20 protein-coding genes are annotated in these 17663 nt (G+C 68.3%); 7 read left to right on the forward strand and 13 right to left on the reverse strand.

All coding sequences use genetic code 11. The features are described 5' to 3' along the window. Positions 1-78: 78 nt before the first annotated feature. The 3 genes from LFM09_RS21115 to LFM09_RS21125 form a co-directional block, all read right to left on the reverse strand. Complete coding sequence (locus LFM09_RS21115; RefSeq protein WP_414098226.1) at positions 79-1395, reverse strand: ATP-binding protein; 1317 nt, start codon at positions 1393-1395, stop codon at positions 79-81. Further along, positions 1392-2063 (reverse strand): response regulator transcription factor, encoded by a 672-nt coding sequence (locus tag LFM09_RS21120; RefSeq protein WP_414098227.1) that lies wholly within the window; start codon positions 2061-2063, stop codon positions 1392-1394. The genes LFM09_RS21115 and LFM09_RS21120 overlap by 4 nt, the downstream gene beginning before the upstream one ends. 81 nt (positions 2064-2144) lie before the next feature. Beyond that, positions 2145-3311: a beta-1,3-glucanase family protein gene (locus LFM09_RS21125; protein ID WP_414098228.1), complete on the reverse strand. Its 1167-nt coding sequence runs from the start codon at positions 3309-3311 to the stop codon at positions 2145-2147. 98 nt (positions 3312-3409) lie between these two features. On the opposite strand from LFM09_RS21125, the gene LFM09_RS21130 reads away from it, so the two are divergent. After that, positions 3410-4381, forward strand: coding sequence for an alcohol dehydrogenase catalytic domain-containing protein (locus LFM09_RS21130; protein WP_414098229.1), 972 nt, complete (start codon positions 3410-3412; stop codon positions 4379-4381). On the opposite strand, the gene LFM09_RS21135 is transcribed toward LFM09_RS21130, so the two are convergent. Then, positions 4299-5381, reverse strand: a complete 1083-nt coding sequence (locus LFM09_RS21135; protein WP_414098230.1) for a YbfB/YjiJ family MFS transporter — start codon at positions 5379-5381, stop codon at positions 4299-4301. The genes LFM09_RS21130 and LFM09_RS21135 overlap by 83 nt on opposite strands. Then, a complete protein-coding gene (locus LFM09_RS21140; RefSeq protein WP_414098231.1) occupies positions 5378-5665 on the reverse strand; it encodes a muconolactone Delta-isomerase family protein in 288 nt (95 codons plus the stop codon). The genes LFM09_RS21135 and LFM09_RS21140 overlap by 4 nt, the downstream gene beginning before the upstream one ends. 85 nt (positions 5666-5750) lie before the next feature. On the opposite strand from LFM09_RS21140, the gene LFM09_RS21145 reads away from it, so the two are divergent. The 3 genes from LFM09_RS21145 to LFM09_RS21155 all read left to right on the forward strand — a co-directional run bounded on the left by LFM09_RS21145 (position 5751) and on the right by LFM09_RS21155 (position 7817). Continuing rightward, complete coding sequence (locus LFM09_RS21145) at positions 5751-6674, forward strand: LysR family transcriptional regulator (RefSeq protein ID WP_414098232.1); 924 nt, start codon at positions 5751-5753, stop codon at positions 6672-6674. A 110-nt stretch (positions 6675-6784) separates the two neighbouring features. Beyond that, positions 6785-7480: an SDR family NAD(P)-dependent oxidoreductase gene (locus LFM09_RS21150; RefSeq protein ID WP_414098233.1), complete on the forward strand. Its 696-nt coding sequence runs from the start codon at positions 6785-6787 to the stop codon at positions 7478-7480. Between the two features lies 1 nt (position 7481). Further along, entirely contained in the window at positions 7482-7817 is a 336-nt protein-coding gene (locus LFM09_RS21155) for a hypothetical protein (protein ID WP_414098234.1), read from the forward strand. On the opposite strand, the gene LFM09_RS21160 is transcribed toward LFM09_RS21155, so the two are convergent. Genes LFM09_RS21160 through LFM09_RS21175 form a run of 4 tightly spaced genes read right to left on the reverse strand, consistent with a single transcriptional unit; the run spans position 7814 to position 11758 of the window. After that, entirely contained in the window at positions 7814-10138 is a 2325-nt protein-coding gene (locus tag LFM09_RS21160) for a glycoside hydrolase family 65 protein (protein WP_414098235.1), read from the reverse strand. The two genes, LFM09_RS21155 and LFM09_RS21160, sit on opposite strands and share 4 nt — an antisense overlap. Next, a complete protein-coding gene (locus tag LFM09_RS21165; protein WP_414098236.1) occupies positions 10135-10812 on the reverse strand; it encodes an HAD family hydrolase in 678 nt (225 codons plus the stop codon). The genes LFM09_RS21160 and LFM09_RS21165 overlap by 4 nt, the downstream gene beginning before the upstream one ends. Before the next feature lie 7 nt (positions 10813-10819). Further along, positions 10820-11032 (reverse strand): hypothetical protein, encoded by a 213-nt coding sequence (locus LFM09_RS21170; RefSeq protein ID WP_414098237.1) that lies wholly within the window; start codon positions 11030-11032, stop codon positions 10820-10822. Between the two features lie 24 nt (positions 11033-11056). After that, a complete protein-coding gene (locus LFM09_RS21175) occupies positions 11057-11758 on the reverse strand; it encodes a VIT family protein (protein ID WP_414098238.1) in 702 nt (233 codons plus the stop codon). A gap of 23 nt (positions 11759-11781) precedes the next feature. Between LFM09_RS21175 and LFM09_RS21180 the strand changes: the two genes are divergently transcribed. The 3 genes from LFM09_RS21180 (at position 11782) to LFM09_RS21190 (ending at position 14478) form a co-directional block, all read left to right on the forward strand. Then, positions 11782-12741: a zinc-binding alcohol dehydrogenase family protein gene (locus tag LFM09_RS21180; protein ID WP_414098239.1), complete on the forward strand. Its 960-nt coding sequence runs from the start codon at positions 11782-11784 to the stop codon at positions 12739-12741. A 97-nt stretch (positions 12742-12838) separates the two neighbouring features. Then, positions 12839-13483, forward strand: a complete 645-nt coding sequence (locus tag LFM09_RS21185) for a hypothetical protein (protein WP_414098240.1) — start codon at positions 12839-12841, stop codon at positions 13481-13483. Between the two features lie 692 nt (positions 13484-14175). After that, on the forward strand, positions 14176-14478 hold the full coding sequence (locus LFM09_RS21190) for an iron-sulfur cluster biosynthesis protein (protein ID WP_414098241.1): 303 nt from the start codon (positions 14176-14178) through the stop codon (positions 14476-14478). Between the two features lie 431 nt (positions 14479-14909). Here LFM09_RS21190 and LFM09_RS21195 read toward each other — a convergent pair whose 3' ends face one another. The 4 genes from LFM09_RS21195 to LFM09_RS21210 form a co-directional block, all read right to left on the reverse strand. Further along, positions 14910-15854, reverse strand: coding sequence for a C40 family peptidase (locus LFM09_RS21195; RefSeq protein WP_414098242.1), 945 nt, complete (start codon positions 15852-15854; stop codon positions 14910-14912). A 264-nt stretch (positions 15855-16118) separates the two neighbouring features. After that, a complete protein-coding gene (locus LFM09_RS21200; RefSeq protein WP_414098243.1) occupies positions 16119-17024 on the reverse strand; it encodes a C40 family peptidase in 906 nt (301 codons plus the stop codon). A 127-nt stretch (positions 17025-17151) separates the two neighbouring features. Continuing rightward, positions 17152-17292 (reverse strand): hypothetical protein, encoded by a 141-nt coding sequence (locus LFM09_RS21205; protein ID WP_414098244.1) that lies wholly within the window; start codon positions 17290-17292, stop codon positions 17152-17154. A 49-nt stretch (positions 17293-17341) separates the two neighbouring features. Continuing rightward, positions 17342-17659 (reverse strand): hypothetical protein, encoded by a 318-nt coding sequence (locus LFM09_RS21210; protein WP_414098245.1) that lies wholly within the window; start codon positions 17657-17659, stop codon positions 17342-17344. Positions 17660-17663 lie beyond the last annotated feature (4 nt).

The raw sequence follows: 17663 nt of genomic DNA on the forward strand, positions 1-17663 counted from the left end.
TCGCGCCGGGCGCTCCCAGAACCGATGACGTCAGAACTCCGTAAGCTCCGGTGGCTCCACCACGAGCCGCGAGGCCGTTCAGAACGCCGCAAGCTCCACCACGAACCGCGAGCCGCGCGGCGAGCGGTCCTCCACCCACACCCGGCCGCCGAGCCGGTGCACGTGCTCGCGGACCAGCGCGAGCCCCAGCCCGCTGCCCGTGTCGTCACCCCGGCTGCCCGCCATGACGCCGCGCGCGAACCGTTCGAAGATCTGGTCCCGCAGCTGCTCCGGCACCCCGGGACCGGCGTCCTCGACCTCCAGCCGCACCTTGCCGTCGAGCCCCCGCACCGTCACCAGCACCGCTCCGCCCGCGTGCCGCTCGGCGTTGTCCAGCAGGTTCGTCAGCACCCGGTCCAGCCGCCGCCGGTCGCCCAGCACCACAGCCGGCTCAAGATCCAACGGCACCTCGGCACGGGTCGCGATGACGTTGCGCACCAATGCGTCCAGCGCGATCTCCTCCGGCGGCGGGTCGTCGGTCTGATCGGCCCGAGAGATCTCCAGCAGGTCCACCACCATCCGCGCGAACCGGTCGACCTCCGAGGTGAGCAGTTCCAGCGCGGTTCCGGCGGTTCCCGGCAGGTGCTCGCGACGACGCCGCAACACCGCGCCCGCGTTCACCATCGTCGTCAACGGCGAGCGCAGCTCGTGCGACACGTCCGAGGCGAACCGGGCATCCCGCAACGCCCGTTGCTCCAACGCGTTCGCCGTCGAGTTGAACTTCGCCGCCAGCGCGGCCAGATCCGGGTCGTCCTGATCGGGCAGCCGGGCGTGCAGATCACCGCCCGCGATCCGCCCTGCGGCGGAGTTCAGCTCCGCCAACGGCTTCAGCGCTCGCTTGGAGGCCCATGAGCCCAGCGCGGCGCCGAGCAGTGCGGAGGCGATCGCACCGCCGAACAGCACTGCGCTGAGGAACGCGAACGTGCGATCGAGCTGCTGCAACGGGAAGAGCTCCACGTACACGGCGTTGCCCGCCACGGGCCGTGCCACCGCGAGCACCGGTAGCCCCTCGATGGTGACCCGCGCGCGTCCGGGCGGATGTTCGACCAGCGACAGCGGGAGATCGGCGGGATCCACCGGACGGCCGGCCGTGACCAGGCCTTCTGGGCTGAGCACCAGGATCGACGAGTCGGGACCGGTGGTGAGGCCGGTCAGCAGCTCGTCGAGGCCGGGGGAGGACAGCGACCTCTCCACCAGCCGCACGTTCACCTCGGCCTGCCGGGTCGCGCTCGCTTCCCGTTGCCGCAGCATGTAACCCGAGGCGAGGTTCCACGTCGCGAACGCCAGCACGCTCGTGACGACCAGCAGGCCGAAGCCGAACGCCAGCGTCACCCGCCAGCGCAGCGAGAGTCTCATGAGCGGATCCGGTAGCCGGCGCCGCGGACGGTGAGCACCAGCGCCGGGTCGTCCGGGTTCGCCTCGATCTTGCGGCGCAGTCTCCTTATGTGCACGTCGAGTAGACGAGTGTCACCAAAGTAGTCATATCCCCAAACCTTTTGCAGCAACTGCTCCCTGGTGACGATTCGACCGGCCGCACCAGCGAGTTCCAGCAGCAGCCGGAATTCCGTTCGAGTGAGATGAACGCGTTCGCCCGCACGGTGCACAAGTCCTTCCTGCGGACGGATTTCCAGATCCCCGATCCGCACGGCATCACGGCCGGGTCCGCGGCGGCGCAACAACGCGCGGATCCTTGCCGCGAGAACGCTGGCCATCAACGGTTTCGTGACGTAGTCGTCGGCTCCGGCCTCCAACCCGGCGATCACGTCACGGGCGTCGGTCCGGGCTGTTACGACGATGATCGGCAGGTCACCGCGGGATCTGAGCGTGCGCACGACCTCCAGCCCGTCGATCCCGGGCAGCGTCAGGTCGACCAGCACGACGTCGAACGACTCGGACTCCAATCGCCCCATCGCGGCTTCACCCGAGGCTGTCTCGTCAACGGTGAAACCCTCGTCGGACAAGGCGAGGCTCAAAGCCTGGCGGATTCGCTCGTCGTCCTCGACCAGCAAGACCCGTACGCACACAACGACTCCACTGTGTGAGAGCCGCGGCGACGGCTCTCACACAGTGGAGTGAAAGTCGATCAAAAGCAAGAACGTTTCGGTTCAGAATGCAGTCAGGACGACTTTTGCCGAGCGCGGGTTCGGTTCGTGAACAAGTGACTCGAACGCGCCGACGTCATCGAACGCGAAGCCGTACGCCTTCCCGTCGGCCATGTTCGCGTGCACGATCTTCGAGTAGTGGTTGGTGATCGAGCGGGTGTAGAACTGGCTCGCGTTGTACGTCGGCTGGGTGTGGATGTAGCCGAGCGTCGAGCGGTTGAGCGCCGCGCACAGCGACCGCGAGATCGCGCCGACGTCGTTGTTCGGTGCCGCCAAACGGCCGTCGCAGTTGAAGATGTCGCGCGTCGACGGCTGTTGGAACGACGCGACCTGCTGGCCCGCCGTGTTGGTGAAGTTGAGGACCCCTCCGCTGGTGCGGCCGGTGAACTTGCGGTTCGGCTCGTTCTGGTACGGGACCACCGTCAGTGGCGTGTTCTGGTACGTCGACCACGTGCTGCTGACGTAGCTCTGGAAGTACGAGCTGGAGAACACGCCCGCGTCCAGGCCCTTGCTGGGGTTCAGGACGCGCAGCCGGGTGCCGTCCGGCCGGGTGTAGATCAACCGCGCCCAGTCGCCGCCCATCTGCTGGTGCTGGTCGAAGATGCGGTTGCGGCCGTTGCTCACGAGTTGCCCCGTGCGCTTGGTGGCACCGGCCTGCGAGGTCGCCTCGACCGCGTGCGGGACGCTGAACATGTCGACCTGGGAGCTGTTCAACCACAACCCGCCGCCGTTGTAGGTGAACTCGCTCCAGTCGAACAGGATGTCGCGGTTCGGGTCGCCCGCGGCCCACGGCGCGGGCTGCACCAGTCCGCCCGGCACGAGGAAGAACTTCAGCTTGTCCCGGAAGGACATGTAGAGCCGGCCGCCGGCGAGGTTGAGCGGGATCTGCAGGGTCCGGCTGCCTCCGTTGCCGGGGCCGGGGATGGACACGTCCGGTGCGGGCGTCGGGGGAATCGCCCCTCCGGACCAGGGTGTGAACTGGCCGTTCGCGTTCACGTACCCGAGCCGGCCGCCCATCTCGCCGAACACGTACAGGTGGACCGCGTCGCCGCGCCCCGAGTTGTTCGTGACGGTCAGGGGGAGCAGGTTCGGTGGAGCTGCTTGAACAGGTGCAGACAACGTTGTCAGCCCTAATAGGGCCGATGTCGCGAGCAGCAGGAGCTTGCGCATCGACTATCTCCTCACTGAGACAGACTGCGCCTGACTTCAGGGCAGTGAGAGCGCTCTCATACCAGCGTGATCGTGTCGATATGTCAAGAATGGATCTCATGCGCGCACTGACGGTGGATCTTGCACGAGCCGGATCTTTGTCGTTGACCGAACTGCCCGATCCGGAGCCTCTCGCGGACGAACTGCTGGTGGAGGGGGTGGCGATCGGGATCTGCGGGACGGATCGGGAGATCGTGCGCGGTGAGTTCGGGGTCGGCGGGACTTTGGTGATCGGCCACGAGTCGTTGGGCAGGGTGATCAGCGGACCTGGGTTCGAGCCGGGGTCGTTGGTGGCCGGGGTGGTGCGTCGGCCGGATCCGGTGCCTTGCTCGGAGTGTGCGCGCGAGGAGTTCGACAACTGCCGGAACGGGAAGTACACCGAGCGCGGGATCACCGGGCTCGACGGGTACGGCTCCACGGTGTGGACGGTCCCGGCTGCCTATGCCGTTGGTGTCAGCTCGTCGACAGGTGTGCTCGTGGAGCCGACCTCGGTGGTGGTCAAGGCCTGGGAGCGGCTGGACCGGCTGGCGTTGTTCCCGTTCGATCAGGTGCTGATCACCGGGGCGGGGCCGATAGGGCTGCTGGCGGCGATGATCGGGGTCCAGCGCGGGTTGGACGTGCACGTCTTCGATCTGGCCACGTCCGGCCCGAAACCTGATCTGGTGGAGTCGCTGGGCGCGACCTATCACCGGTCGTTGCCGGATCATCAGGTGGTGATCGAGGCGACCGGGGCGCCCTCACTGGTGGCGCGCCTGCTCGGGCGGGAGCTGGTGTGCCTGACCGGGGTGCCGTCGACCGAGGTGCTGCCGGTGGATCTCGGGCAGGTGAACCGGGATCTGGTGCTGCACAACGGGCTCGTGTTCGGGACGGTCAACTCGAACGTGCGGCACTACCGGGAGGCGTCGGCGGTGCTGGACCGGGCCGATGACGCGTGGCTGTCGGCGATGATCACTCGACGTGTGCCGCTGGAGTCCTTCGCGGAGGCGTTCGAGTCGCGGCCCGGAGACGTGAAAGTGGTGCTAGAGCTGTGAGGACGATCGCCGAGGCCAGCAGCAGGGCCTGGTCATAACCGTTGTGCAGCAAAGGAGTGGCGAGGAGCGGGCCGAGGATCTGGCCCGCCGAGTAGCCGGTGGTGAGCACGGCTGCGGCTCGCGGAAAGCCGAGCTCGGCGCCGATCTTCAGTGAGGTGGTGGCGATGCCGAGGAAGGTTGCGCCGAACAGGACGACGGCGACCACGGCTGCCGAGGTGCTGCCGACGAGTACGGGCAGGGCGATTCCCGCTGCCTGGAGGAAGAGGGCGGCGGCGAGGGCGGGGCGGTTGTTGCCGAGTGCGGTCATGAGGGCGGGGGAGGCCGCGGCGGAGATCCCGACGAGGATCCAGGCCCCGCTGCCGAGCGGGCCGCTGATCGCGGCGACCAGGAACGTGCCGGCGATGATGTAGCCCACGCCTTCGAGGGTGTAGCTGGTGAAGAGGGCGCCGAAGGCTCGGCGGGTGGTCCTGGTGATCGGTGGCCGAAGGCTTCTCGGTTGCCGCGTCCGCGCGCCTGGGCGTGCCGGCTGCAGAGGCCAGGCCCAAGCCGCCAGCAGGGCGGCCACGATCGCCGCTCCCCACCAGGCGAACCTCCACTCGGCGTGCGCGAGCACGATCAGCCCGGACACCGCGATTCCGACCCCGACGCCGCTCATTCCCCAACCCGGCCCGGCGTTCACCGCAGCCACGAACACCACGGCGCTCGCGATCCCGGCCAGCAGGCGCAGCACGAACCACGCGGCCATGCTGTGCGTCAGCGGCATCCCGGCGAGTGTCATCACCAGCAGCACGAGCGCCGCGCGGTTCGTGGTTCGTGACGGCGCCCGCACGATCGTGGCGAGTGCGCCGACGAAGTAGCCGAGGTAGTTGGCGGTGGCCAGGCTTGCCGCCGAAGCAGCTGAGAGCCCGGCCTGAGCGGTCATCAGCGGCAGGATCGGCGTGTAGACGAACCGTCCGATGCCCATCGCTGCCGCGAGAGCAGCGCCGGCGCGGGCGCTCAACGTCCTGGGTCGTTCGGGTGCGGCTGCACGGCGGTGACGTTGAACGTCATCCAAGGGCTCAACGGCAGGGTGCCGAGGACGTGAGCGTGGAGGTCGTCCTCGTCGTCGGCCAGCCACAGGCCGATGCTGCGCATCTCGCCGATCGGACGCCACAGCCGGACGAGGTTGCCGCTTGCCGTGAGTTCCTTGGCCCGCACTGCTTCTGCGGCCCGCAGCGAGTCCACTTCGGACTGGTCCATGGCCTCGGGGAACGTCGTGGTGATCTCGACGATGAACTCTCTCATGGACTCATCGTGCGGCCGGGTGTGTCGCGGGCGCCACGACCGGCTTTCTCCTGCGTGGGAGCCTGAGCCTCTTAGGATGCGAGGCGTGGAACTGCGCCAACTCCGTTACTTCCTCGCGGTCGCCGAGGAGCTGCACTTCGGCCGGGCAGCGGCTCGGCTGCTGATCGCGGGGCCGTCGTTGTCGCAGCAGATCAAGGCACTTGAGCGCGACCTCGGGGTGCCGTTGTTCGCGCGTGACCGCCGCACGGTCGCGCTCACGTCCGCCGGAGCAGCGCTGGTCCCGGAGGTGCGGGCGTTGCTCGAACGCGCCGATGAGCTGCAGCGGCACGCACGGCAGCTGTCCGGGTCACGGCCGGTGCGGATCGGGTACGTGAACTGGCTTCCGTCGGATCTGAGTGCCCGCACGGCTGGGATCGCGCAGCTCTACGTGGACGCGTGGGTGGTGCCCTCGCACCAGCAGGCGGCGCGGGTCGCGGACGGGAGCCTCGACCTGGCCGTGTGCTGGATCCGCCAGGCGGACGCTGCCCAGCTGGGGTTGAACGTGCGGTTGCTGGGCGCCGATCGGCTCTACGCGGTGGCCGTCGGCACCGATGCGAGTCCGGTGCGGGCCAAGGACATCGCGGTGCTCGTGGACGACGACGTCACGTCGTGGCAGTCCTGGAACGACTACGCCGAGGAGTTCGCGCGCGACACCGGCGCCCGTGTCCGGCGCATCCACAACGGCGCCATCACCGGGCCGGCTTTCTTCGACCACGTGCGGGTGTGCACGACGCCGGTGCTCAACTCGCCGAAGGGGCAGACCACGCCGTTGCCGCCGGATCTGGTGCAGCGGCCGGTGATCGACCCCGAGGTGCTGTGGACGTGGTCGCTGGTGCGCCGGGAGGACGAGACCCGCGCGGACGTGATCGCCGCCGCCGAGGCGATCGTGCGGGACGTGGGCGATCTCGGGCTGGGCCGTGACGGGGTCTGGCTGCCCGCCGACGACCCGTACCGCGCGTTGAGAGGCTGAGCCTCTCACGAAGGAGAGAACAGGTCGCAATTCCGTGAAATGGACTCGCGGGTGCGCGCTGTTGTGGCTGTCAGTTCCACAACTTCTCTCCTTCGAAAGCGAGTCGGAAAATGAGCAAGGTCGCCATCGTCACGGGTGCGTCGCAGGGAATTGGTGCCGCGCTCGTACCGGCCTATCGAAAGCTCGGCCATTCGGTGGTCGCGGTCTCGCGTTCCATCGATTCCTCGAACGACCCCGAGGTGCTCGCGATCCGGGCCGACCTCTCGCAGCTCGGGGAGGGTGCGCGGGTCGTGCGGGAAGCGCTTGCGCGGTTCGGCCGGGTCGACACCCTCGTCAACAACGCGGGCATCTTCGTCGCGAAGCCGTTCACCGAGTACACCGACGAGGACTTCGCCGCCGTCACCGGCACCAACCTGACCGGGTTCTTCGACATCACGCGCGGCGCGGTCGCCGCCATGGAGAAAGGCGGGCACGTGGTGAACGTGTCCACGACGTTGGTGGACCACGCGCTTTCGTCTGTGCCGTCCGCGCTCGCGTCGCTGACCAAGGGCGGTCTGAACGCCGTGACGAAGTCGTTGGCGATCGAGTACGCGAGCCGGGACATCCGGTTCAACACGGTCGCGCTCGGCATCATCCGCACGCCGATGCATGCCCCGGAGACCCTCGAGACGCTGGCCGGGCTGCACCCGGTCGGGCGGATCGGTGAGATCGAGGACGTCGTGGACGCCATCACGTTCCTCGAACAGGCCGGCTTCGTTACGGGCGAGATCCTGCACGTCGACGGCGGCCAGAGCGCGGGGCACTGACATGAGCCTGCACAACGTCATGGACGCGTGGAAGGACGCCGTGGACGCGCACGAACCGGAGCGTGTGGCGGCCAATTTCACCGACGACGCGATTTTCCAGGGCCTGCACCCGTACGGTGTCGGCAGAGCAGCAGTCGCCGCGTACTACGATTCTCAGCCCATTGGACTGAAAGCGGAGTACAAGGTGCTGGAAACACGTCAGCTCGCCGACGATCTGGTGCTCGGTTATTTGAGCGTCGATTTCTCGTTCGTCGACAGGCCGACGATCAACGTGAACCTGAGCGTGCTGGTCAAGGGAGACCTGATAGCGCACTACCAGGTCTCCAAGCTCGGCTAATGCCTGCGCGGCTCCCGGCCGAACGGCGACTTCGGCCGTTCGAGCTCGGGAGCCTTCGGGATCGGCACGGTCACCGGGCTTCCAGCGGTGATCGTGATCGGCTCGCCGTGGTGCCTGGTGGTGAGCTCGGTGCCGTCCACGATCCGGTAGGTGGCCTCGGTCTCGCACACGTCGATCGCGATTCTGGTGCCCCGGAAGGCCATCCGGAACGAGAACCGGGTCAGCGCGTCCGGTAGCCGCGGCGCGAACGTCAGCTCGCCGCCGTGGTCCCGCATGCCGCCGAACCCCGCCACCAGCGCCATCCACGCGCCCGCCAGCGAGGCCATGTGCAGGCCGTTGTTGACGTTGTCGTGCAGGTCGTGGAGGTCGGTGTACGCGGCCTCGACGAGGTAGTCGAACGCGAGGCCGAGGTGCCCGACCTCCGCAGCGAGCACGGCCTGCGTGCCCGCCGACAGCGACGAGTCGCGCACGGTGCGGGCCTCGTAGTAGGCGAAGTTGCGGGCCTTCTGGTCGGCGGTGAACACGTCGCCGCGCACGTGCATCGCGAGCACCAGGTCCGCCTGCTTCACGACCTGCCTGCGGTACAGGTCGAAGTACGGGAAGTGCAGCAGCAGCGGGTACTTCTCCTCCGGTGTGTTCTCGAAGTCCCACTCCGCGTGCTTGGTGAAGTTGTCCGCCTGCGGGTGCACCTGCAACATCTCGTCGTAGGGGATCGCCATCGCGTCGGCCGCCCGCCGCCAGGCCGCGATCTCGTCCGCGGAGACGTTCAGGACCGAGGGGTTGCGTTCGGCGGCGTTGGCGGCGGAGCGCAGGTTCTGCTGGGCGATCAGGTTGGTGTAGACGTTGTTGTCGACGATCGCCGAGTACTCGTCCGGGCCCGTGACGCCGTCGATGCGGAAGCCGTCGTGCTGGTCGTGGTGGCCGAGCGAGGTCCACAACCGTGCGGTCTCCACGAGGATCTCCGTGGCCTCGTCGCGTTCGAAGGCTTCGTCGTTGGTGGCGTTGAGGTACTGCTGAGTGGCGAAGGCGACGTCACCGGAGACGTGGAACGCGGCCGTGCCCGCGGGCCAGTACGCACTGCACTCGGCGCCGTTGATCGAACGCCACGGGAACGCGGCGCCCTTGAGCCCCAACACTTTCGCGCGGTCGCGAGCTTTGTCCAATGTGGCGTGACGCCACCGCAGCGCGTCGCGGGCGGCGTCGGGCAGCGTGTAGGTGAGGACAGGGAGCACGAACATCTCGGTGTCCCAGAACGCGTGCCCGTCGTAGCCGGGGCCGGTGAGACCTTTTCCGGGAATGGCGCGGGACTCACCGCGGGCACCGGCCTGCAGGATGTGGAACAGCGCGAACCGGATCGCCTGCTGCAGCTCGTCGTCGCCCTCGATCTCGATGTCGGCGACCTCCCAGAAGTCGTCCAGGAAGTCCCGCTGCTCCTTGAGGAGCCCGTCCCAGCCGGTCTGACACGCGCCGGCGAGCGCGGCCTCGACCTGGGCGCGCAGGGCTGGCGTGGAACGCTGGCCGGACCAGCCGTAGGCGAGGTACTTGGTGAGCTTCAGGCAGCTGCCTTTCGCCACGTCGACGGCGGCGGTGTAGCGGGCCAGGTCGGCTTCGGCGCGGATCTCCGTGCGGACGTCGACCCCGCCTTCGATGTCGATCTCGTGGTCCATCGCGGCCGCCATGCGCAGGCCGGACACCTTGGTGTGGTGGCACAGCACGGCCCGCGTCTTCTCGGCCATCGTGAAGTCGTTGACCAGCGGGGAATCCAGTGCGGCGGCGACACGGGGATCGTTGCTGCGACTGACGGTCGGCTCGTTGGCGAGCAGGTCGGACTGGACGACGAGCTGCACGTCGTCGAGCGGCTCGACCTCGTAGCGGATCGCGGCGACCGCGCGTTGGGTGAACGACACCAGCCGCTCGCTGCGCACGATCACGCGCCGCCCGGTCGGGGACTCCCACAGCGTGCGGCGGCGCAGCGTGCCGGAGCGGAAGTCCAGCATGCGCTCGTGCTCGATCGCGTTGCCGTAGCGCATGTCCAGCGGCTCGTCCTCGACCAGCAGCCGGATGATCTTGCCGTCGGTGACGTTCACGATGGTCTGGCCGGCCTCGGGGTAGCCGTAGCCGGATTCCCCGTACGACAGCTGGTGTTCCTCGTGGAAGCCGTTGAGGTACGTGCCCGGCAGGCCACGCGGCTCGCCCTCGTCGAGCGTGCCCCGGAACCCGATGTGGCCGTTGGCCAGGGCGAACGTCGACTCGGTCTGGTGGAGGTGGTCCACGGACAGGCCCTGCCAGCGCAGCTGCCACGGTTCGACCGCGTAGCTCATGAGAGCAGCTCGTCGAGCTCGTCGACGACCACGTCGGCGCCGTTCTGCTTCAGCGCGTCCCGTTGGTGGCCGCGGTCGACGCCGACGACGAACCCGAAACCGCCGTCGTGCCCGGCTTTCACTCCCGCGAGCGCGTCCTCGTAGACGGCGGCGTTCTCCGGTGGTGTCTTGAGCCTTCTGGCGCCTTCCACGAACGAGTCCGGCGCCGGTTTGCCCTGCAGGTTCGACGTCGTGATGACGTTGCCGTCCACCAACGCGTCGACGTAGTCCAGCAGGTTGCCCGCTCTGAGGACGCGCATGGCGTTGGCCGAGGACGTGACGACGCCGATGGGCAGGCCGGCTTCTCGTGCTGCCTGGAGGTAGCGGACCGAGGCGGGGTACGGCGTGATGCCCTCCTCGTCGATGATCTGGTTGACCAGGTCGTTCTTCAGGTCGCCGACGCGGCGGATCTCCTCGTCCGGCGGCGTGAGGCCGCGCGAGGCGAGGAAGCTGCGGACGCCGTCGTAGCGCGGTTTGCCGTCGACGTAGGCGAGGTAGTCCTGCTCGCTGAACGGCTGGCCCATGCCCTCGAACGTCTGCTTCCACGCCTTGCGGTGCAGGACCGCGGTGCTGGTGAGCACACCGTCGAGGTCGAACAGCAACGCCGTGATCTTCTCCGGGATGCCGAGGCTCATGCTTCGATCATGCACCCGTCTCGCCGACATCGCTGCGTTCTTCTTCGAGGCGTTCGTCCAGGGGCCGGGGATGCGCCTGCTCGTATTCGGTCATCCCGTACCTGTTGGACTCGGCCCAGCCCTCTTCCGGCTCCTGCGGGTCGCTCTTGAGGTTGTCCTCGTCCAGGGCCTCGAAGTCGTCGGTGTCCCCGGAGACGTACGCGCCGCGTTCTTCGCTCATGGCATTGCTGTACCCAGTCCGGTGCTATCCGATGCTTTGGCCGACGAGCGAGCCGATGGCGTAGGTGACGCCCATGGCGATCAGTCCACCCGCGACGTTGCGGATGATCGCGCGCTGCTTGTTCGCGCCGCTCAGCTTCGCGCTGACGAACCCGGTGAGGGCGAGGGTGACGATGGCGGCGACGACCGTGATGGGCACGCGCAGGCTGGTAGGCGTGAGTGCGATCGCGGCGAGGGGGAGGAGGGCGCCGATGGTGAAGCTCACGAAGCTCGCGATGGCGGCGCCCCACGGGTTCGTGAGCTCGTCCGGGTCGATGTGCAGCTCCGCCTCGGCGTGGGCGGCGAGGGCGTCGTGCTTGGTGAGCTGCCTGGCGACCTCTTCGGCGGTTTCGGGGTCGAGACCTTTGTTCTCGTAGATCTCGGTGAGTTCTTCGAGCTCCTCTTCGGGCATGTCCCTGAGTTCCTGGCGTTCCTTGGCCAGCAGGGAGCGTTCAGCGTCGCGCTGGCTGCTGACGGACACGTACTCGCCGCTCGCCATCGACATCGCGCCCGCGAAGAGGCCGGCCAGTCCGGCGATCAGGATCTGCGTCCTGTCCGTGGTCGCGCCGGCGACACCCACCACGAGGCTCGCCGTCGACACGATGCCGTCGTTCGCACCGAGAACACCCGCGCGCAGCCAGTTCATCCGGTCGCCGGTGACCTCTTCGTGAGGCTCGTGGTGTGCCATTTTCGCAGGCTAACCTGGGGATCGTGCTTTCGTGGCAGACCACGCCGCTGCGTTTGGTGGATGTGCCGGTGCCTTCACCCGCTCCGGGGGAGTTGCTCGTGCGGGTGCTCGCCTGCGGGGTGTGCCGGACCGATTTGCACGTCGTTGACGGGGATCTGCCCGTGCATCGTGTTTCGGTCGTGCCGGGGCATCAGGTCGTTGGTGAGGTTGTCGTTTCGGCTGGCGATTTTGTGGTGGGGGAGCGGGTCGGGATCGCTTGGTTGCGGCACACGTGCGGGTCTTGCCGGTTCTGTCTGCGTGGTGACGAGAACCTGTGTCCGTCGTCGCTGTACACCGGGTGGGACGCTGACGGTGGTTACGCGTCTTATGCGGTCGTTCCTGCTGCTTATGCGTTGCGGTTGCCTTCTGGGTACTCGTCCGAGTCGCTGGCGCCGTTGTTGTGTGCCGGGATCATCGGGTATCGGGCTTTGAAGCGTGCTGCTGTGCCTGACGGTGGGCGGTTGGGGATCTACGGGTTCGGTGGGTCGGCTCATCTGGCTCTGCAGGTCGCTGTTGCTCGTGGGTACGAGGTGCACGTGGTGACGCGGTCTTCTGCTGCCCGTGCTTTGGCGTTGTCGTTGGGGGCGGCTTCGGCTTCTGCTGATGCGCCGCCGGTGTTGCTGGACTCGGCTGTTCTGTTCGCGCCGGTCGGGACGTTGGTGCCTCCGGCTCTGGAGGCGCTGGACCGGGGTGGGACGTTGGCCATCGCCGGGATCCACCTGTCTGACGTGCCGGTTTTGTCCTACTCCCGGCATCTCTTTCAGGAGCGGCAGGTCCGGTCGGTCACCGCGAACACCCGTGCTGACGCTGCCGAGTTCCTGTCGTTTTGTTCTTCGCACCGGCTGTCGGTGGCCGTTCAGCCCTACCCGCTGGCCTCGGCGAACCTGGCGTTGTCGGACCTGCGGTCCGGTCGGGTGACCGGTGCCGCTGTGCTGATCGGGTGAGTTTCGCCTGGTCAGGGGCTAGGTATTCAGTTTTTGTCAGACCCCCGTGGCAGCATGTCGAACAGATGTTCGTGTGTGCTACAGGGAGGTCAGTCAGATGCAGATCGAACCCCGTCGCTGGCCGGGCCGCGTGGTGCCGTCCACCGATACCGACGTGGACGTCGCCGTGGAGTCCCTGTGCGTGCGCGCCTCGTGGCCGGACGCCGACCGCCTCTGGGTCCGGCGCCTGCTCGAGCCGTGGTTCAAGGCGGGGTGGAGCGTAGACGCACTGCTGGTCGCCATCGACACGAAGCCGGACGGCACCCGCCAGGGCCGCCCGCGCTCCCGCGCCCAGGTGGCCCACGAGTTCCTGCGAGCCCGCCTGCAGACGTGGACAGCGGACGGCGCCCGCCTCGCCCGCCCACCCCTGGCGGGGATGTCTCTGGGCGAGTGGTTCCGGGTGAACCGCCGCAACGCCCTGCTGCACGCTCCGCGCCGCGGTGGCCCGCTCGGGTCGGAGGGGGAGCGGGCGCGGGCGGAGTCGCGTGCTCTGGCCCACCGGCGCGATCCGGTGGAGCGCAGCCGGGAGAAGGGGCGGCGGCGGCAGGAGGTGCTGGACAGCCTGCTGGTGCCTGGGCAGAAGGTGCCTTCGTTCGCGGACTCTTGGCGGTTGGTGGCTGAGCTGATTCCGGTGCCTCGGGTTTGTTCGGCTTGCGGGCATGTGCGGAATGAGGTGACGCGGCCGGCTCACCGCGTTGCCTAGGCGGGGGCTGGTAAGGCCGTTCGGGCATGGCGCGGCCACGTCGGGCTGGGGTGGTGTGTCGCGGTCACGGTGTGGCCTGGGCGGGCTGGCGAGGCCTCCCACAAGGCCGCGGCCTTGTGGGAGTGAGGTGGCGTTTCGCGGTCACGGTGCGGCCTGGGCGGGCTGGCGAGGCCGTTCGGGCGTGGCGCGGTCTTGTCGGGTGGGGTGGCGTGTCCGGCTCACGGTGTGGCCTGGGTCGGGTTTCGCGAGTCTGCTCGGGGGAGGCCCGGCGAGGCGCGGCCATTGTTCGGAGTGAGGTGACACGTCCGGCTCGCCGTGTGGCCCAGGGTCGGGTTTGGCAGGTGGCACGTCCGGCTCGTTGTGTTGCCCAGGTCGGTTTGCAGGGCGTTCGGTGAGGTCCGGGGACGTCGCGACGCTTGTTCGGGGTGGGATTGGCGTGTCCGGCTCGCCGTGTGGCCCAGGGTCGGGTTTGGCGGGTGGCACGTCCGGCTCGTCTTTGCCCAGGCGGGGTTCGGCGTGTCCGTTCGGCGCGGCCCGGGGACGCCGCGGCCCCATGTCCGCCGACGAGGTGACACGCCCGGCCTACCGCGTTGCATAGGTGCTTTTACCTGGGTCTTCGGGCAGCGGTGGTTGAAGTCGGCTGATGTCGGGAACACCGGACGAGTTTCTTGTTTCCTGATGAAGGGGCCGACATGCTCGAAGTGACGCCGATGGCTGCCGAGGTCATCAACGAGCTGACGTCGCAGTCATCCGCCACCACCGACGACGTCGGCCTGCGCTTCGCACTGGCCGCCGAGCAGAACAGCCAGGCGGCCCTGGAGCTCTCGCTGAGCGAGCCGGTCGACGGCGACGAAGTGGTGACCGCGGACGCCGGCGCCAAGGTCATCATGGAGCCCGCGGCGGCCCAGTACCTGGAGGACAAGGTGCTGGACGTGCGCCAGGACTCCGAGGGCAACCCGGCCTTCGCGATCGCGCGCCAGGACCAGCCGACGTAAGCCACCCGGCGGCCGGACCCGCTGCGGGCGTGATGCGTCGCCTGCAGCGGTGGTCCGGCTGTTCACGCCCGTACGCAGCTCGGTTCTGGGCACAACGGCCCCTGTCTGCGGCCCGGACGAAGCGACACGCCCTGTCCGCGACGCGTCGCCTGCAGCGTGGTCCGGTGCGGACTTTGCCTGACGACGCCGGGTCTGCTTCGCTCGCTGAGCCCGTCTTGCTCGCCGACCCGCGCCACCCCATCGGTGACCCCCGCGCCGTCCGGTCAGCGACCCCCGCGCCGTCCTGTCAGCGGACCGCCGTCCTGTCAGCAGCAAGCCCGCCAACCCCGCCGCAAGGCGGATCCGTCGGTGGCCCGGACAAAGCGGAACGCCCCCTCCCCGAACCCGAAAGGGCTGGAGAGAGGGCGTTCCGAACGAACAGCGAGAGAGCGTCAGCCCTCGATGCGCCGCATACCGGTGACCGGACCGATCGAGTTGATGTCGGCGATCTTCACCGGCTGCCCCTCGGTGGAGGCGTGGACCGCGCGCACGTTGTCGATGGCCAGGGCCACGTGCGACTGGCTGGAGTAGTACACGATGATGTCGCCGGCCTTGACCTCGCCGCGCCCGACCGGGCGACCTGCCGCGGCCTGGGCGTAGCTGGTGCGGCCGATCGACACGCCCGCGGCTGCGTAGGCCTTCTGGATCAGCGAGGAGCAGTCCCAGGTGTTCGGGCCGTTCGAGCCGTAGACGTACATGTCGCCGCGCTGGTCGAGGGCGAACTGCACGGCCTTGCCCGCGGTGCCCGGCGGAACCAGGATCGTGGACATGTCGCCGTTGTTCTTCAGCGCGTTCTGAGTTGCCGCGTTCAGCTGGTTGTACTGGGCGCGGACCGTCTCTAGCTGCTTCGCGAGGTCGGCCTTCTTCTGCTCGATCTCGGCCAGCAGCTTCTTCGAGGCCTCGGTGGCCTCGTTGGCCGACTTCGTGGCGGTGTCCGCCAGGTCGACCGCGTCCTGCAGCTTCTTCAGGGCTTCCGCGTTGTCGGACGCCAGGATGTTGATGGCCGACATGCGGTTGAGGAAGTCCTGCTGCGAGTCGCTCACCAGCAGCGCGGAGATCTGGGTGAAGTTCGCGCCGCCGTTCACCGCCTCGGTGAGGAGGTCGACCTGACCGCGGAGGGACTCCTCGGCCTGCTGGGCCGCGGCGAGGTCGCCCTTGGCCTTGTCGAGCTGGCCCTGCTTGGCCTTGAAGTCGTCCTGGGCCTTGAGGTGGTCCTGGTTGAGCTGAGAGGCCTTCTCCGAGAGCTCGTTGTACTGCTTGAGCGCGTCGGCGGCCGAAGGCTGAGCGGTGGCCGGGGCCGTGGGGAGAGCTGCTGCTACGACCGCTGCGGTCGCCACGAGCGCTCCACGCACGGTGCGGCGCGAGGGTTGCGACACCACGTCGCGGTTCCTCCTTTTTCCTGGCAGCCGCCCCGCGAGAACTACTGCGCGTAAGGCGGCAACCTTGGCGTGTGCCCCGAGTGGGTTAACTGCTGGGCCGAAGGTCTCGGACAGGTTACGGAATGACCTTGTCCTCGTCTACCACCGGGTCCTCAACAGTTCACCGACCAGCACGCTCTCACAGTCGTCTACGTCGGTTTATCGCGGGGTAGGAGAGAAGCGTCACCCGACGACCCGACGAATCACCGAAATGGGTCCGATCGAGTCGATGTCGGCGATTTTCACCGGCACGCCCTCGGTGGACGCGTGCACCGCGCGAACGCTGTCCACTGCCATGGCCACGTGCGACTGACCCGAGTAGTAAATGATGAGGTCACCAGGCGCGACCTGGGCACGGGTGACCGCGCGGCCGACCTTCGCCTGGTCGTAGGTGACGCGCGGGATGGACACGCCCGCCGCCCGGTACGCCGCCTGCATCAGCGACGAGCAGTCCCACGAGTTCGGGCCGTTGGAGCCGAACACGTACGGCTTGCCGCGCTCGCCCAAAGCGAAGTTCAACGCCACGCCGGCCGCACCCGCGGGGACCGCCACCGGCGACGTGTCGCCCGGCGCCTTCAGCTTGGCCTGCTGCGGCGCGGACAACGACTGGTACTTCGCCCGCGCGGTCGCGACCTGCTGGTCCATCGCGGCCTTGCGCACGGTCACGTCCTTGACCAGCTTGTCCGCCGCGGCCGCGGCGTTCGTGGCGTCCGTGCGCGCCTTTGTAGCCGCACTCAACGCCGCGTCCAAACGGGACAGCGCCTCGTTGTTGTCGGCGGCGAGCATGTTCAACGCCTGCATGCGGTTCAGGAAGTCCTGCTGGGACGAACTCGTCAGCAACGCCGACAGGTTGTTGAACGTCGCGCCCTCGAAGGACGCCGAGGTCAGCAGGTCGACCTGGCCGCGGAACTGCTCGGACTCGGCCAGCGCCTTCTTCTCCGCCTCCGTCGCCAGGCCCACGATCGCGTTCGCCTTGGACAGGTCGCCCTGCGCCTTCAGGGCGTCCTGGGTGAGTTTCTCGGCGTGATGCGTCAGGTCGGTGTACGCCTTGAGCGCGTCGTCGGCTGGTTGCGCGTGCGCCGATGGCATCGACACCACTGTTGCGGCGACTACGGCGGCTAAAGCGGTGGTCCTTGCAGCACGGCCGGGCACGCGGCCTCCTCAGAGAGTCGGAAACAACTTCTGAGGAGGCGTACGGCCGAACAGCGCAGAGGGTTCAGCGTGCTGCGACGAGCGGCCCCTCGACCAGGGTCGTGTCGTTGAACGCCTCCACCTCCACGTCGACGAGCTCGGAAGCGGAAGCGGGCGTGGCGGTCACGAGAGCCGCGGCGACGGCGGCAGCGATGCGAGAAATCACGCAAAACAACCTAACCGGACCAACCGCCCACAAGATCAAAGCAACCCGATCAGGCGGCCCGGCGTGCCTCGATCGAGGCACGGCAGGCGGCGATCAGACGGGCGGTGGCGGCGCTGCCCCCGCGCCCACAGCGGGGGCAGCGCATCGCGACATCACCGGCGAGCTCGTCGACCACGACACCCAGTTCGGTGTCGCACTCGCGGCACCAGCGGTGTCGCGTGACCGGGTTGACGTGCACGGGCGACGAAACGCACTGGTGAATCCAGCGACCGTGCACGTGGCAGGTCAAACGGTCGTCGGGCGCCAGCGCGCCGGTGTCCTCGGCGTAGTCCTCTTCGACCAGCGTCGCGATGAGCGTGGCGATCATGACG

Origin of the sequence: Lentzea alba (assembly GCF_047445655.1) — a bacterium.
GTDB lineage: Bacteria > Actinomycetota > Actinomycetes > Mycobacteriales > Pseudonocardiaceae > Lentzea > Lentzea alba_A.